The organism is Enterococcus sp. 125944 (assembly GCF_051909435.1).
GTDB classification, from domain to species: domain Bacteria; phylum Bacillota; class Bacilli; order Lactobacillales; family Enterococcaceae; genus Enterococcus_D; species Enterococcus_D gallinarum.
This window is the reverse complement of the sequence record NZ_JBQASY010000016.1, coordinates 23,066-37,544: the sequence shown is the minus strand read 5'-3', so window position 1 is coordinate 37,544 and position 14,479 is coordinate 23,066. Positions and strand designations below refer to the sequence as shown.

At 40.8% G+C, this 14,479-nt stretch carries 14 protein-coding genes; 12 read left to right on the top strand and 2 right to left on the bottom strand.

The annotated features are described in order from the left end of the window. The first annotated feature begins 65 nt into the window (after positions 1–65). Entirely contained in the window at positions 66–3,716 is a 3,651-nt protein-coding gene (gene rpoC, locus ACTFWY_RS13260; RefSeq protein WP_003128876.1) for a DNA-directed RNA polymerase subunit beta', read from the top strand. A 43-nt stretch (positions 3,717–3,759) separates the two neighbouring features. On the opposite strand, the gene ACTFWY_RS13255 is transcribed toward rpoC, so the two are convergent. Continuing rightward, positions 3,760–4,410: a hypothetical protein gene (locus tag ACTFWY_RS13255; RefSeq protein ID WP_029487379.1), complete on the bottom strand. Its 651-nt coding sequence runs from the start codon at positions 4,408–4,410 to the stop codon at positions 3,760–3,762. 140 nt (positions 4,411–4,550) lie between these two features. Between ACTFWY_RS13255 and ACTFWY_RS13250 the strand changes: the two genes are divergently transcribed. The 11 genes from ACTFWY_RS13250 (at position 4,551) to ACTFWY_RS13200 (ending at position 12,744) form a co-directional block, all read left to right on the top strand. Then, a complete protein-coding gene (locus ACTFWY_RS13250) occupies positions 4,551–5,039 on the top strand; it encodes a Dps family protein (protein WP_003128880.1) in 489 nt (162 codons plus the stop codon). 375 nt (positions 5,040–5,414) lie between these two features. Further along, positions 5,415–6,044, top strand: coding sequence for a ketohydroxyglutarate aldolase (locus tag ACTFWY_RS13245; RefSeq protein WP_029487380.1), 630 nt, complete (start codon positions 5,415–5,417; stop codon positions 6,042–6,044). 88 nt (positions 6,045–6,132) lie between these two features. After that, the gene (locus ACTFWY_RS13240; RefSeq protein ID WP_003128882.1) at positions 6,133–6,618 is read left to right on the top strand and encodes a PTS system mannose/fructose/N-acetylgalactosamine-transporter subunit IIB; all 486 of its coding nucleotides are present in this window, start codon (positions 6,133–6,135) and stop codon (positions 6,616–6,618) included. 18 nt (positions 6,619–6,636) lie between these two features. After that, positions 6,637–7,386, top strand: coding sequence for a PTS mannose/fructose/sorbose/N-acetylgalactosamine transporter subunit IIC (locus ACTFWY_RS13235; protein ID WP_005469783.1), 750 nt, complete (start codon positions 6,637–6,639; stop codon positions 7,384–7,386). Beyond that, on the top strand, positions 7,383–8,222 hold the full coding sequence (locus tag ACTFWY_RS13230) for a PTS system mannose/fructose/sorbose family transporter subunit IID (RefSeq protein WP_003128884.1): 840 nt from the start codon (positions 7,383–7,385) through the stop codon (positions 8,220–8,222). The genes ACTFWY_RS13235 and ACTFWY_RS13230 overlap by 4 nt, the downstream gene beginning before the upstream one ends. A gap of 21 nt (positions 8,223–8,243) precedes the next feature. Beyond that, complete coding sequence (locus ACTFWY_RS13225) at positions 8,244–9,191, top strand: phosphoglycerate dehydrogenase (RefSeq protein ID WP_003128885.1); 948 nt, start codon at positions 8,244–8,246, stop codon at positions 9,189–9,191. Then, positions 9,188–9,604: a PTS sugar transporter subunit IIA gene (locus ACTFWY_RS13220; RefSeq protein WP_003128886.1), complete on the top strand. Its 417-nt coding sequence runs from the start codon at positions 9,188–9,190 to the stop codon at positions 9,602–9,604. The genes ACTFWY_RS13225 and ACTFWY_RS13220 overlap by 4 nt, the downstream gene beginning before the upstream one ends. A 3-nt stretch (positions 9,605–9,607) precedes the next feature. Further along, positions 9,608–10,498: a 4-hydroxy-tetrahydrodipicolinate synthase gene (dapA, locus tag ACTFWY_RS13215; protein WP_005469785.1), complete on the top strand. Its 891-nt coding sequence runs from the start codon at positions 9,608–9,610 to the stop codon at positions 10,496–10,498. Between the two features lie 82 nt (positions 10,499–10,580). Next, positions 10,581–11,666 carry a PucR family transcriptional regulator gene (locus ACTFWY_RS13210; RefSeq protein ID WP_003128888.1) on the top strand — a complete coding sequence of 362 codons (1,086 nt, stop codon included), beginning with the start codon at positions 10,581–10,583 and terminating at the stop codon, positions 11,664–11,666. After that, positions 11,659–12,132 (top strand): PTS sugar transporter subunit IIB, encoded by a 474-nt coding sequence (locus ACTFWY_RS13205; RefSeq protein ID WP_005469787.1) that lies wholly within the window; start codon positions 11,659–11,661, stop codon positions 12,130–12,132. The genes ACTFWY_RS13210 and ACTFWY_RS13205 overlap by 8 nt, the downstream gene beginning before the upstream one ends. A gap of 15 nt (positions 12,133–12,147) precedes the next feature. Then, the gene (locus tag ACTFWY_RS13200) at positions 12,148–12,744 is read left to right on the top strand and encodes an SIS domain-containing protein (protein ID WP_003128893.1); all 597 of its coding nucleotides are present in this window, start codon (positions 12,148–12,150) and stop codon (positions 12,742–12,744) included. 318 nt (positions 12,745–13,062) lie between these two features. Here ACTFWY_RS13200 and argH read toward each other — a convergent pair whose 3' ends face one another. After that, positions 13,063–14,442, bottom strand: a complete 1,380-nt coding sequence (gene argH / locus ACTFWY_RS13195) for an argininosuccinate lyase (RefSeq protein ID WP_041120323.1) — start codon at positions 14,440–14,442, stop codon at positions 13,063–13,065. Between the last annotated feature and the right edge of the window lie 37 nt (positions 14,443–14,479).

The following is a 14,479-nucleotide window of genomic DNA, read 5'->3' as shown; positions in this document are numbered from 1 at the left end:
AGACGGAGGTCCCAACCTCGTGTTCTATCGGATATGTCCATGAAATGAAATGGAGGGAACCTTTTTTGATCGATGTAAATAAATTCGAAAGTATGCAAATCGGTTTGGCTTCTCCTGAAAAAATCAGAAGCTGGTCTTACGGTGAAGTAAAAAAACCTGAAACCATTAACTATCGTACGTTGAAACCTGAACGCGAAGGGTTGTTTGACGAGCGTATTTTCGGCCCAACCAAAGACTGGGAATGTGCCTGCGGAAAATACAAACGAATTCGTTATAAAGGAATCGTTTGTGACCGTTGCGGTGTTGAAGTCACTCGCTCAAAAGTTCGTCGTGAACGGATGGGTCACATTGAATTAGCGGCACCTGTATCACATATTTGGTACTTCAAAGGCATTCCTTCACGGATGGGTCTAGTGTTAGACATGAGCCCACGTGCCTTGGAAGAAATCATTTATTTTGCTTCTTATGTCGTGATCGAGCCAGGAAACACTAGTCTTGAGAAGAAACAATTATTGACTGAACGGGAATACCGTGAAAAACGTGACCAATACGGTCAAGAATTTTCAGCAGCGATGGGTGCTGAAGCCATCAAACAATTGTTGGATGGTGTGGATCTAGACGGCGAAGTGGCCGAACTAAAAGAAGAATTGAAAAATGCGACCGGACAAAAACGGACACGTGCGATCCGTCGTTTGGATATCTTAGAAGCTTTCCGTGCTTCAGGAAACAAACCAAGCTGGATGGTCATGGATGTTATTCCAGTTATCCCGCCTGATTTGCGCCCAATGGTCCAATTAGAAGGTGGCCGTTTCGCAACAAGTGACTTGAACGATCTTTATCGCCGTGTAATCAACCGGAACAATCGCTTGAAACGTCTATTAGACTTAAATGCACCGAATATTATTGTTCAAAATGAAAAACGGATGCTCCAAGAAGCAGTGGATGCCTTGATCGATAATGGTCGTCGCGGTCGTCCAGTTGCTGGACCAGGTAACCGTCCATTGAAATCTCTTTCTCATATGTTGAAAGGGAAACAAGGTCGTTTCCGTCAAAACTTGCTAGGTAAACGTGTTGACTATTCTGGTCGTTCCGTTATCGTCGTTGGTCCATTCCTAAAAATGTATCAATGTGGATTGCCAAAAGAAATGGCGATCGAATTGTTCAAACCATTTGTGATGCGTGAATTGGTTTCTCGTGAAATCGCGTCAAACATCAAAAATGCGAAACGTAAAATCGAACGCCAAGAAGATGAAGTTTGGGATGTCCTAGAAGACGTCATCAAAGAACACCCTGTTCTTTTGAACCGGGCACCTACGTTGCACAGACTTGGAATTCAAGCATTTGAACCTGTATTGGTTGAAGGCCGTGCGATTCGTTTGCACCCACTAGTCTGTGAAGCCTACAATGCCGATTTCGATGGAGACCAAATGGCTGTCCACGTGCCATTGAATGAAGAAGCGCAAGCCGAAGCACGGATGTTGATGTTAGCAGCACAAAACATCTTGAATCCGAAAGACGGTAAGCCAGTTGTAACGCCATCTCAAGATATGGTCCTAGGGAACTACTACTTGACGATGGAAGAAGAAGGCCGCGAAGGGGAAGGCATGATCTTCCGCGACATGGACGAAGCAGTAACTGCTTGGCGCAATGGTTACGTGCATTTACACACCCGTATTGCGATCAATCCAAACACATTAGGAGACAAACCATTTACTGCAGAACAAAAAGAACGCTTGATGGTAACGACTGTTGGGAAAGTGATCTTCAACTCGATCATGCCAACAGAATTCCCTTACTTGAATGAACCAACAGATTTCAACTTGACAGTCCAAACACCAGATAAGTACTTTGTCGAAGCTGGAACAGATATTCCTGCTTTCATCAAAGAACAAGAACTAGTCGGACCATTCAAGAAGAAAAACTTAGGAAATATTATTTCTGAAGTCTTCAAACGTTTCCGCATCACTGAAACATCACGGATGCTTGACCGCATGAAAGACTTAGGGTATAGCCATTCTACAATGGCCGGTATCACTGTAGGTATTGCAGATATCATGAACTTGCATGAAAAACATGACATCATCGAAAATGCCCACAAACAAGTTGAAACGATCACGAAACAATTCCGTCGTGGTTTGATCACTGATGATGAACGTTATGAACGCGTAATCGGTGTCTGGAATGCCGCGAAAGATGAGATCCAATTGAAACTGATGGAATCATTGGAAGCGAAAAACCCAATCTTCATGATGTCTGATTCTGGAGCCCGTGGTAACATCTCCAACTTTACTCAGCTTGCTGGGATGCGTGGATTGATGGCTGCGCCGAATGGACAAATCATGGAATTACCGATCATTTCAAACTTCCGTGAAGGACTTTCTGTCTTAGAAATGTTTATCTCTACTCACGGGGCTCGTAAAGGAATGACCGATACCGCCTTGAAGACAGCCGATTCTGGTTACTTGACTCGTCGTTTGGTTGACGTGGCGCAAGATGTCATCATTCGTGAAGAAGATTGCGGAACCGACCGTGGCTTAGATATTCAAGCTATTCGTGAAGGTAACGAAATCATCGAATCATTGGAAGAACGCTTGATTGGACGTTACACACGTAAATCAGCGATCCATCCAGAGACTGGTGCAGTCATTGTCGGACCAGATCAATTGATCACTGAAGACCTTGCCAAAGAAATCGTTGACGCAGGAATCGAAACTGTTTCGATCCGTTCCGTCTTTACATGTAATACAAAACATGGTGTATGTAAACATTGTTATGGTCGTAACTTGGCAACTGGTTCAGAAGTTGAAGTTGGTGAAGCAGTTGGTACGATCGCTGCCCAATCAATCGGTGAACCAGGTACTCAGTTGACCATGCGTACATTCCATACCGGTGGGGTAGCCGGTGATGATATCACTCAAGGTCTGCCTCGTGTCCAAGAAATCTTTGAAGCCCGTAATCCGAAAGGTCAAGCGGTCATCACTGAAGTTACCGGTGAAGTAATCGATATCTCTGAAGATGCGTCTACTCGTACGAAAGAAGTGACGATCAAAGGGGAAACTGATACTCGGACCTATACTGTACCATTTACCGCACGTATGAAAGTGGTCGAAGGAGACTTTATCCATCGTGGTGCACCATTGACAGAAGGATCAATCGATCCAAAACAATTGCTGCAAGTACGTGACGTCTTGTCTGTTGAAAACTATCTATTGCGTGAAGTACAACGCGTTTACCGTATGCAAGGGGTAGAAATCGGCGACAAACATATCGAAGTAATGGTTCGTCAAATGTTGCGTAAAGTTCGTGTCATGGATCCAGGTGATTCAGACATCTTGCCAGGAACATTGATGGATATCGCTGACTTTAAAGACCGCAACTACAACACATTAGTTGCCGGCGGGGTTCCTGCTACCAGCCGCCCAGTCTTACTTGGTATCACAAAAGCATCCTTGGAAACAAACAGCTTCTTATCTGCTGCATCCTTCCAAGAAACAACGCGCGTGTTGACAGATGCTGCGATCCGCGGGAAGAAAGATCCATTACTAGGATTGAAGGAAAATGTTATCATCGGTAAGATTATTCCTGCAGGTACTGGTATGGCTCGCTACCGTGAAATGGAACCAAAAGAAGTCACTGTTGCGAGTGAAAATGTCTATAGTATTTCCGACATTGAAGCGCAAATGGCTGCAGAAGATGCATTGAACAACCAAAACTAAACAAAAGCCCGCTGTTTCGCTAATGAAACAGCGGGCTTTTTTGTTAAAGGAAACGCACGATGACTAATGCTAAACTCAAACAAGGAACAAAGGGCAGCATTCGTAATTGGTTTCTGACAAACAGCTTATGCAATGAAAAAAACAAGAGCCCGCAGCAGCTAGCGATAATCAACAGCCACAGGAGTTGGTGAGTAGACAGCCAAGGCGCCCAACCACCAATCAAGAATAAGTCACCATCTCCCAGCTGTTCTTGCCAAACGAAAAAGAATAATGGCAGAAGCAGCAGGAAGTTCTGCCAATGAAAAGGCTGTGCGTTCATGAGATTGGTAAAAGCCAATAAAAACAAAGAAGGATAGAGAATCTCTCCCTTGACACTATAATCGTAGAGATCTGTCAAAGTGAGGAGGTAAGCACTGTTCAACCAGACCAACGCCAGCCAACACTCCCCTACGGATGGTTGTAGGAAAGCAAGCCAGATCAGCCAAGCATAAACGCTTTTTGCCAATAAACTAGCAGCAGTGCAATCCAATAAAACTTGAGCATGCTTGATAAAAGGAAAAAATGGCTGCTGGGCCACGGAATAGAAAATAGGAGGTTTTCTATGAAAATCATCAAAATATTCGCTTGGATCATCCTGCCAGTAAATGGTTTGAATAAACGCATATACCGCTGCACCTAAAATATACCCCCACATCAGATACACTGTCTCCTCCTCCTTTGCCTCATAAAGAAATACGTGAAAAGCTGAGAAATTTTCTCAAGTAGTAGGTTTTGGTGTACTTTTTTTTAGATTCATACTATGCTTGAAATAGAGAATTTAAAGGAGGAATCGTAATGAAATTTGAACAAACAAAAGAAGTGTTGAATCAACTCGTTGCTGACTTAAGTCAAATGGCAATGGTCGTTCACCAAACACACTGGTACATGCGAGGACCTGGCTTTTTAACTTTACATCCAATGATGGATGATTTTATGGATGACTTGAATGATCAATTAGATGTGATCTCTGAACGCTTGATCACATTAGATGGCTCACCATACTCAACATTACGGGAAATGGCAGACAATACACAAATCCCTGATGAAATCGGCAACTGGGACCGTACGATCCCAGAACGTTTAGCTACACTTGTTGAAGGTTATCGTTATCTAGCTGACTTATACCAAAAAGGGATTGAAGTCAGTGGTGAAGAAGGCGATGATCCAACACAAGATATCTTTATCGGCTTCAAAACAGATACTGAAAAACGTATCTGGATGATCCAAGCGCACCTAGGTGAAGCGCCTCAAATCGATCCAGCAAAATCACGTGTGCGTCATTGATTCAGTGAGCATAAAAAAGATTTCTGATCAAACTGTATAAATAGAGTGGAAACCGGAACAGAAGTGTGACTTCTGTTCCGGTTTTTTTCTTTTGCTAAAGAACCTGTCCTTCAGATAGTTCGGTTAAATGAACGATTTTACGCTAAATCTGTCCTTTATTAATGATCAGGGCTTCTTTCGATTTCCAATTTTTTATTCCAAAGTCCACTACTACAGGGTTGTTTTGCTAAAAAATACCTTTTTAAAAGCGATAGAAAACGCTTTCGTATCAAGTGGATTGTGTCTGTCATCCAAAAAAGGAGATTTTTTTCGTTTGTTCAAACATATGAATATTTTCCCATTCGATTTAAATTATAGGTGAGGTGAGGAGAAATGATGAAAAAAATGAGTGTTACACAGAGAATCTATCAAACCGGTGCATTAGCAATTGTCCGCACGGAATCCTTTGAACGAGCGTGTGAAATTGCTGATGGGTGTATCGCCGGTGGTGTACCAGTGATGGAAATGAGTTATACATTGAATAGTGCTGGCGACATCATAAAAAAATTGACAGAAAAATATGGGGATCAATTATGTGTGGGTGCAGGGACAGTTTTTGATAGCGAAACAGCCAGACATGCAATACTGCATGGTGCACAGTTTATTATTGCACCGAATTATTCAAAAGAGGTTGCAAAGATATGTAACCGATACCAAATACCTTATGCACCGGGCTGTACTTCCTTTACAGAGGCTGTCGATTCATTGAGTGCGGGAGCTGCTTTCATCAAAGCCTTTCCAATCTCGGATTTTTATGGTTCTAAACTAGTAACTGTCTTTAAAACACCGATTCCAGATATGCCAATTTTAGCTAGTGGCGGGATCAATCTTGAGAACATAGAAACATGGCTACAACGTGGCGTTGATGTCTGTGGTATCGGGAGCCTATTGACAAAAGGAACGGTGGCAGAAATTAGGACCAATGCGGAAGCGATTCATACTGTCGTCCAAAAATACCGTAAGTAGTTTTGGAAAAAAGAGTGGGTAAAGGAAATTTAACAAGCAACAATTAGAAACCGCTTACTAAGTAATAGGAAAGAAAAGGGGAAAATATATGAGTATTGCACTGACAAGAGTAGATTTTAGACTAATTCATGGACAGGTGATCACTCGCTGGCTAAAGCAATGTGATATCAACGAAATCGTGACAGTAGATACAGCACTAAGCAAAGATGAGTTTATGCAAGATGTTTTTAAAATGGCTGCACCTAAAGGGGTTCGGATTCGGATTCTTTCTGTCGAAGAAGCTGTCGCAGCGCAAGAAAATGGCGAATTTGAGAGAAATCGTATTTTGGTTTTACTAAAAAGTGTTCAAGAATTGACCAATGCGATCAACGCCGGTTTGGCATTACCCGAAATTCAAATTGGCGGCTTAGGTGGGGGCCCTGGTAGAAAGGCAGTCAACAATGCCATTACGCTTGATCGCAAAGATGCCGATCAATTATTAGCGATTGAGTCTAAAGGAATCAATGTCTATTTTCAAACGACACCAGATTACCCTTCAGAAACACTTCAAAATGCAGTAAAAAAATTAGCATAAAGAGTAAGGAGTGAAAACATGGTTATTCAATCAGCTTTAGTCGGTTTAATTTATTGGTTAGCAATGGGTCGTGCGAGTTACTTCGTTTCTTTTGCCTTTAGAAAACCGGTAGTTTTAGGTGTTTTTATTGGTCTCGTATATGGGGATGTTCAAGCTGGACTATTATATGGAGCAACGATTCAGTTGATGTACATGGGTGGGATCGAGGCTGGTGGGAATATTCCAAGCGATCAAGCTTTAGCAGCATGTATCGCTATTCCAGCAGCCTTAGCTAGTGGTCTAGAGGCTAGCGCAGCAGTTGCTTTAGCAGTACCATTCGGTGTACTTGGTGTATTGATCAACAATGTTCGTCGTACGATCAACTCATTTTATAATACGCGTGCTGATGCGTTGGTTGAAGCGAATAAATATGATCAATTGTCTTTATTCTCTTTCGTGATTCCTTGGTTAACGAACGGTGTTCTATACTTTACACCGGTATTTATCGCAACCTTATTTGGCACAAATGTCATTCAGGCATTCTTAAATGTTATTCCGGAATGGTTAATGAATGGATTAGCCAATGCAGGAGGAATGTTGCCGGCATTAGGATTTGCATTGACTCTGGTCGTGATGGGTAAAAAACAATATTTACCATTTTTCGTTTTAGGGTTCTTTATGTATGCAGTTCTAGGATTCTCAATGTTGACAGGGGCAGTCTTTGCTGTATGTATTGCAATGATTAGTTCATTATTCAAACAAAATTCTGATGAGGGGGAATTTGCATGAGTGCAGAAATGACAGTTGCTACTGAAAAAAAGGTTACGAAATTGGATTTGTTAAAAGCATGGTGGAAATGGACATTAGCTGTCGAGGTTCCGGTTAGCTTTGACCGAATGCAGGCTTTAGCTTTCAGCTATTCATTAAATAAGACACTTCAAAAAATTTATAAAGATGACCCAGAAGAATTACAAGCAGCGATGAAACGACATGTACAAATGTTTAATACGAATTGTGATTGGGGAAGTATTATTCATGGAATCGTCATTTCTTTAGAAGAACAGCGGGCTAATGGAAATGAAGAGATTACACCTGAAGTCATCGAGTCGTTAAAAATTGGTTTAATGGGACCTTTAGCAGGGATTGGTGATAGCGTCGACCAAGGTATCGTAGCTACAATACCACTCGCGATTTTTGTACCTATGGCTTTGAACGGATCAATTCTAGCAGCATTTATCCCAGGAGTTATCTACATCGCATGGAGTTTTGGCTGGTCATGGTTTTTGATTAATAAAGGATACACTCTAGGAAAGAGTTCTGTATTAAATATTTTGAATTCTGGATCAATCAAAAAAGTCATCGACATTGCGAGTATTGTTGGTCTCTTTATGATTGGGTGTCTGTCTGCGGCGTATGTCAATTTTTCGACGATTCTTGAATTTAGCAATGAAACAGGGACAACCTCGGTTCAAGAAATTATTGACGGTATGCTACCGAGCTTTCTGCCTTTCTGTTTAGTTATGGCAATGTATTTTTATATCATGAAAAAAGGACCCAAATACCTGCAGATCATTATTGCGACGATGCTCTTTGCAATCGCGCTAACCTTTTTTGGTATTTTGTAAGGAAGATTGGAGAAAACGCAAATGAAGATAGTCATTACACCTCGCGGTTTTGCAAATTATGGGGAAAAGGAATTGGACAAACTGCGTTCTCACGGATTTCAAGTGAGTTATAACAACACTGGTCAAGCTTATTCACCTGAAAAATTTCTTGAATTATCAAAGGATGCGGATGGGATTATTGTTGGTGTCGATCTTATTGATCAGGCATTTATCGATCAGTGCCCACAGTTAAAAGTGATTTGCAAATTCGGTGTCGGAACCGACAACATCGATGTTGCTTACGCGGAATCGAAAGGAATTTATGTTGGACGAACCATTGGCTCTAATTCTATCGCTGTCGCAGAACATGTTATGGCGTTAATTTACAGTGAATCAAAAAATATTTATGAAACGGTTCGTGAAGTCAAAGAAGGAGAATGGCAGAAACCTACCGGCAGAGAATTATATGGAAAAACAATTGGTATCATTGGATTTGGTGCGATTGGGAAACAGTTAGCACGACAAGCACAGGGTGTTGGGATGCATGTTCGGATTTATGACGTTTATGATGTGCCGGTTGAAGAGCTGAAACAGTATGATGCAGAGCAACTAGCATTGGAAACATTGCTGCAGGAATCGGATTACGTCTCCCTACATTTACCTTTAACGGAAAAAACTAAAAATCTAATCTCAACTGCTGAATTAAACAGAATGAAAGATAATGCTTGTTTAATCAATACTGCACGAGGAGGCATTGTTGACGAGGAGGCGTTATCTAAAGCTTTAGCTGGGAAAGTCATTCGCAGTGCTTGTTTCGATGTATTTAGTTCAGAGCCGCCGAAATCTGAGGACCCATTGCTTGCGAGGGAAAACTTCTATCTAACACCCCATACAGGTGCCAGAACGATTGAATCCGAAGCCAGAACTTGCGAAATTTCAACGGATATTGTTTTGAGTAAATTGCTAAACTATGAAGGAGAGAGAAAATGACTAAATTGAATCTAGTCGTGGCAACTCACGGATCATTTGGCGCAGAATTGACTCGTTCGGCTGAAATGATCGTAGGAAAGACGGTGAATGTCTATAGCCTATCACTGCTTCCCGATAAATCTTTTGAAAACTTTTTGGCAGAAGCCAATGAATTATTTGAAACCATTAGTGGGCCAACGATTGCTTTAGTTGATCTATTTGGAGGAACACCCTCCAATGTACTGACGGCGTTGACCAAAAAATACCAGCATAAAGTGGTGACTGGTGTAAACTTGCCAATGTTTATTGATTTATATATGAAAGGCACAACTGCCGAGACGATTGATCTGGATGCGTTTGTTGAGAGTTGTTTTACGGTTGCAAAAGAAAGTGTTGTTTTAACAAATGAACAGTTATTGAGTGAAGGAGACTAAAAGATGTTTGAAGGAATAATTACCCCAATTGTCACCCCTTTTCATAGAGATACAGCTGAAACCATCAATTATGAGGCAATGGAAAACTTGGTGGATCATCTGATTGAAAAAGGTGTGTCTGGAATATTCCCCTTAGGAAGTAACGGGGAGTTTCATGTGTTAAATTCAGAAGAAAAAATGGCTTTTTCAAAAGCGGTCATTGATCATGTGGCAAAACGAGTACCTGTTTATATTGGAACTGGCGCATGTTCTACAAAAGAAACGATCGAACTATCACAAAAAGCGGAGTCACTGGGAGCCGATGCTTTATCTGTCATAACGCCTTATTTTATAACCCCATCTGATGAAGAAATTTTGCAGCATTATCAAAAGGTAGCGAACAGTGTACAGATCCCAATCATTCTATACAATATTCCTAAAAATACTGGATGTAATATTTCGAAAGAAGTTTTGAGAGAGTTGACAAAATTACCCAATGTTTTAGGAATCAAGGATAGCAGCGGAGACTTGAACAACTTAAAGGACTACCTAGAAGTAACTGGGGGCACAAAGGTTAACGTGTTGGTTGGATCTGACTCGAAAATTTTAGCCGGCTATAAACTAGGCGCATCTGGGGCAATTGCTGGTACAAGCAATTTAATCACGGAAACGATCGTGAGCTTGGATCAGGCAATCAGAGGGAATAACTGGGAATCAGCGGAGAAATTACAAAATGACATTGAAGAATTACGTGGTGCATTAAAATTAGGAACAGTACCTTCAATATTAAAAAGAGCAATTGAATTGGCTGCGATTGCCGAAGTAGGTCCCGCTCGACGACCAGTGAAAGAAACAACAGCATCCGATGACAGGAAAATTTTGTCTATGCTAAAGTATTACAATTTAATTGATTAAGTGTGAGGATTCTTTAAAAATTTGTTGATAAGAAATGTTATGTTTATGCTGGATCCGTATTTTTTAGCTTGAGGTGAATATAATGAATTTGGAGCAAATTTTTAAAGAATTTATTTTTGTTGTACAAGAAAATCCCAAATATACGATTGGCCTTATAGATAATTATGGAAAAGTTATTTCCAGTAGCGATAAAAGAAAAAATGGTACTTTGATCGACCTAAGTCAACAAGGTAAAGACGACCACTTCTATAAAATTGCTGTTGAAGAGAAAGACTATGGTTATTTATGGGTAAATGGACAGGATGATAGTTTAAGTATTGTGGCAAATTTGCTGTCAGAGTCGCTTAAAACAAGAATTATTTATGAAATGAATCAAGAAGCTGCTAGACAAAGTTTAAGTTTGGAAGAACAATTGATCAAAGCACTGATTGCCAAGAGGAATTTTAGCATTGACGAAGTTCTGCGTCTTGTTCAAGAACTGCACATTGATGGAACAAAGCCAAGAGTAGCAATCCGTATAGTCAAAGGAACAGCTTTTGATGTGCAAGAAGTGACAAACTTAAAGTACAAAATCAATGAAGATGAGACTATTTACTCATTGATGGCAGATAATGAGATAATTATGTTTAAAGTCATCCCAAAAAATTTGATGGAGCTGACGGTCAAAGACTATCTCAACAGTTTTATTCGCGATCTGCAAGAATGGGGATTAAGTGACTGCTATTTTTATGTAGGCAGTGTGCAAAATAAGTTGCGGCTATTCCAGTCAAGCTATCAACATACATATTGGCTGAAGAGAAATTTTGCAATGGAAGGACAAAAGATTTACCATTTTTGGGACTACGTCCTTAATTACCTAGCAAATCGAGTTCCTCACCAAGAAGTAACGAATCTGTTTGATTATTTTAATGGAGGAATCAACAAAATTGATACTGCTGAACTGATCAGTATTGCAAGACATTTATACACTAATGATTATAATCTGACACAGACAGCAGAAAGTTTGTTTTTACACAAAAATACTCTAGTGTATAAAATCAAACGATTTGAGGAACTATTTCATATCGATATTCGTGGGAGTTTTCAAGGTAAGATCCAGTTTTATTTACTAGCTAACTATTTAAGTGATAATGACAAGCGTGAGCAGGCAGGTGAGATCTATGAGTAAGAAAGTGAAATTAGTCAGAGTGGACAAACGGTTGTTGCATGCAACAGTGGCATTGAATTGGAACAACTTCATTAATGCTAGTTATATCGCGATTGTAGATCCTACTCATAAAGATGATCCTTTCCTGGAGAAAGTTTTGCAGCTTAGCTTTTCTAATAAAAGTAAAGTTAGTATCTTCTCAGTCGATCAATTATTGGAATTTTTAGCACAGGACACGGAAGAAAAATGCAATGTAATGATTATTTTCAAAAATATTTGTGCGCTAAGAGAGGCTGTGAATAAGGGGTTTTCTTCAAAAGAAGTGCAACTTCCTTATCCAGCAAGTCGAATTCTCTTGAAGAAAATCGATGAATATTTCACTCAGGAAGAAATGACAGCTATACGAGAAATCCAAGAAAAAGGCGTCAAGTTTTTCTTCCAAACGACACCTATGGATACAAAAGATTATTCGGTTTTCAATAAATAGAAATCAGGTGAAAGAATGGGATTGAGTTATGATCAGTGTGTACTAGATGAGTTGGCTTTAGCGATGGACAAAATCGATGAAGGATCTTTAGAAGCTGCGAAAGAGACGATTCTCCAAACAGAAGCTGACGGAGGGCGCGTCCATGTAACGGGGATCGGAAAACCCTCTTATGTTGCGGGATATATTGCTTCATTGCTTTCATCCACCGGTACGCCAAGCTATTTTTTAGATGGAACGGAAGCGGTCCATGGATCAAGTGGTCAAGTAAAAGCTGGTGATGTAGTGATCGCTATTTCTAACAGTGGGGAAACCAAAGAACTACTCTATACAGTTGAGACACTTAAGAATAATGGTGCAAAAATTATCGGCGTCTCCAAAAGAAGTGACTCTACGCTCAGTCATTTATCGGATGTTTCCCTATGCGCGGCAGTTCATAAAGAAGGGGATCTATTGAACAAGCCGCCTCGCTTATCGGTTTTGGTACAAATCATTGTTTTACAAAAGCTATCGCTACTCTTGCAAGAAGCTCGAAAGTTAACCCCAGAAATGTATGTGCAATGGCATCCAGGGGGAGCGATTGGCGAGTCGCTAATACAGCAGGAAAATTGCTAAAGGATACGAATTTTGATTAGATGATTTTTGATTAAGATAGGTAACAATCAAAAGGTTAGTTGTTCTTAATCCAACAGGTACTTGTATAGGAAAACGATAACAAGTTTTTCACTATCAGAATTTATAAAGCACAGGCTTTCGTATTTCTGATAGACATAAAAAAGGCTTTGACAGAAGCCCTTCAGCAAACAGAATAATCAAACGATGAGATTGTCTCTGCAGTTAGCAGAACCGATTCGCAAATAGGTAATGGATCACACCATTCATTTATCATCGTTGAGATTATTTTGGTTAGCTAGTTCTTCTGCAGCCTTTTTTTTATGCCAATGCCAAGGATTGCTTGGCGGCTTCGATCTGTTGTTTGACTTGGTCAAATCCGGTACCGCCGTAAGAATGCCGGTTCTTGACTGCCGTATAAGAGTCCAGTTTATCGTAAATGTCAGCTTCGATCACTGGCTGGACTGCTTGATACTCTTCTAGTGGGATATCCTGTAGATAAATGCCTTTACTGAGGCACTCACTCACCAATTTACCAACGATTTCATGGGCTTGTCGGAAAGGAATTCCTTTACCTGCTAAATAATCCGCCAGTTCAGTGGCATTGGAAAAGTCTTTTTCTGTCGAACGTTTCATTCGCTCATGGTTGACTTGCATCGTTTGGATCATTCCGGTCATGATCTGCAAGCTTTTCACAATGGTTTCGGTGGTATCGAACATGCCTTCTTTGTCTTCTTGGAAATCTTTGTTATAAGCCAAAGGCAGACCTTTCATGACCGTCAATAAACTAAAAAGGTTGCCATAGACACGTCCTGTTTTGCCGCGGATCAATTCCGCCATGTCAGGATTCTTTTTTTGCGGCATGATTGAACTACCTGTAGAGAAAGTATCCGTCAATTCCACGAATTGAAACTCATGACTGCACCAAAGAATCAACTCTTCACAAAAACGAGAAAGATGCATCATCAAAATCGCGGCATTACTCAAAAATTCCAGAATAAAATCACGGTCACTAACGGCATCCAGACTATTGCTGTAAATCGAGCCAAAACCTAATGCTTCCGCACTATAGGCACGGTCGATAGGGAATGTGGTGCCAGCCAATGCAGCACTGCCTAAAGGCATGATATCGATCCGAGTGAGACTTTCTGTAAACCGTTCTTGATCGCGGGTCAACATGCTGTAATAGGCTAACAAGTGATGGGCAAAAGAAATCGGCTGTGCATGCTGCAGGTGAGTATAGCCGGGCATGATCGTGTAGATATTGCTTTCAGCTTGCTCCACTAGTACGTGACGGAACGCCGCAATCAAGTCGATGACTTCCTTTACCACATCCTTCAAGTACAAGTGCATATCCGTCGCAACTTGATCATTCCGACTCCGGGCCGTATGCAATTTGCCAGCGACGGGTCCAATTTCTTCATGTAAAAAGGTCTCGATATTCAAATGAATATCTTCGTTCTCAATCGAAAAGGTCAGTTCACCATCCGCTAATTTTTCTTGGATCGCTAACAAGCCTTGAATGATTTTGTTGCCATCTGCTTCATCAATGATCCCCGTGTGGATCAGCATTTTGACGTGAGCCAAACTGCCTTGGATGTCCTGTTTTGCCAATAATTGATCGAAAGGAATCGACGCTCCAAAGGCATCGATCCATGCTTCATTTTTGCCGTCGAAACGACCGCCCCATAATTTTGCCATTTTGCTCACCTCGAAAGAAACTTGACTTCACCCTCAA

What these genes read in the sequence shown, in the direction of transcription:
- ACTFWY_RS13245 (WP_029487380.1), top strand. Translation starts at nt 5,415, where the DNA reads ATGAAAAAAATGAGTGTTACACAGAGAATCTATCAAACCGGTGCATTA.
- ACTFWY_RS13230 (WP_003128884.1), top strand. Translation starts at nt 7,383, where the DNA reads ATGAGTGCAGAAATGACAGTTGCTACTGAAAAAAAGGTTACGAAATTG.
- ACTFWY_RS13250 (WP_003128880.1), top strand. Translation starts at nt 4,551, where the DNA reads ATGAAATTTGAACAAACAAAAGAAGTGTTGAATCAACTCGTTGCTGAC.
- ACTFWY_RS13210 (WP_003128888.1), top strand. Translation starts at nt 10,581, where the DNA reads ATGAATTTGGAGCAAATTTTTAAAGAATTTATTTTTGTTGTACAAGAA.
- argH (WP_041120323.1), bottom strand. Translation starts at nt 14,442, where the DNA reads ATGGCAAAATTATGGGGCGGTCGTTTCGACGGCAAAAATGAAGCATGG.
- ACTFWY_RS13235 (WP_005469783.1), top strand. Translation starts at nt 6,637, where the DNA reads ATGGTTATTCAATCAGCTTTAGTCGGTTTAATTTATTGGTTAGCAATG.
- ACTFWY_RS13220 (WP_003128886.1), top strand. Translation starts at nt 9,188, where the DNA reads ATGACTAAATTGAATCTAGTCGTGGCAACTCACGGATCATTTGGCGCA.
- ACTFWY_RS13240 (WP_003128882.1), top strand. Translation starts at nt 6,133, where the DNA reads ATGAGTATTGCACTGACAAGAGTAGATTTTAGACTAATTCATGGACAG.
- ACTFWY_RS13205 (WP_005469787.1), top strand. Translation starts at nt 11,659, where the DNA reads ATGAGTAAGAAAGTGAAATTAGTCAGAGTGGACAAACGGTTGTTGCAT.
- ACTFWY_RS13225 (WP_003128885.1), top strand. Translation starts at nt 8,244, where the DNA reads ATGAAGATAGTCATTACACCTCGCGGTTTTGCAAATTATGGGGAAAAG.
- ACTFWY_RS13255 (WP_029487379.1), bottom strand. Translation starts at nt 4,410, where the DNA reads ATGTGGGGGTATATTTTAGGTGCAGCGGTATATGCGTTTATTCAAACC.
- dapA (WP_005469785.1), top strand. Translation starts at nt 9,608, where the DNA reads ATGTTTGAAGGAATAATTACCCCAATTGTCACCCCTTTTCATAGAGAT.
- ACTFWY_RS13200 (WP_003128893.1), top strand. Translation starts at nt 12,148, where the DNA reads ATGGGATTGAGTTATGATCAGTGTGTACTAGATGAGTTGGCTTTAGCG.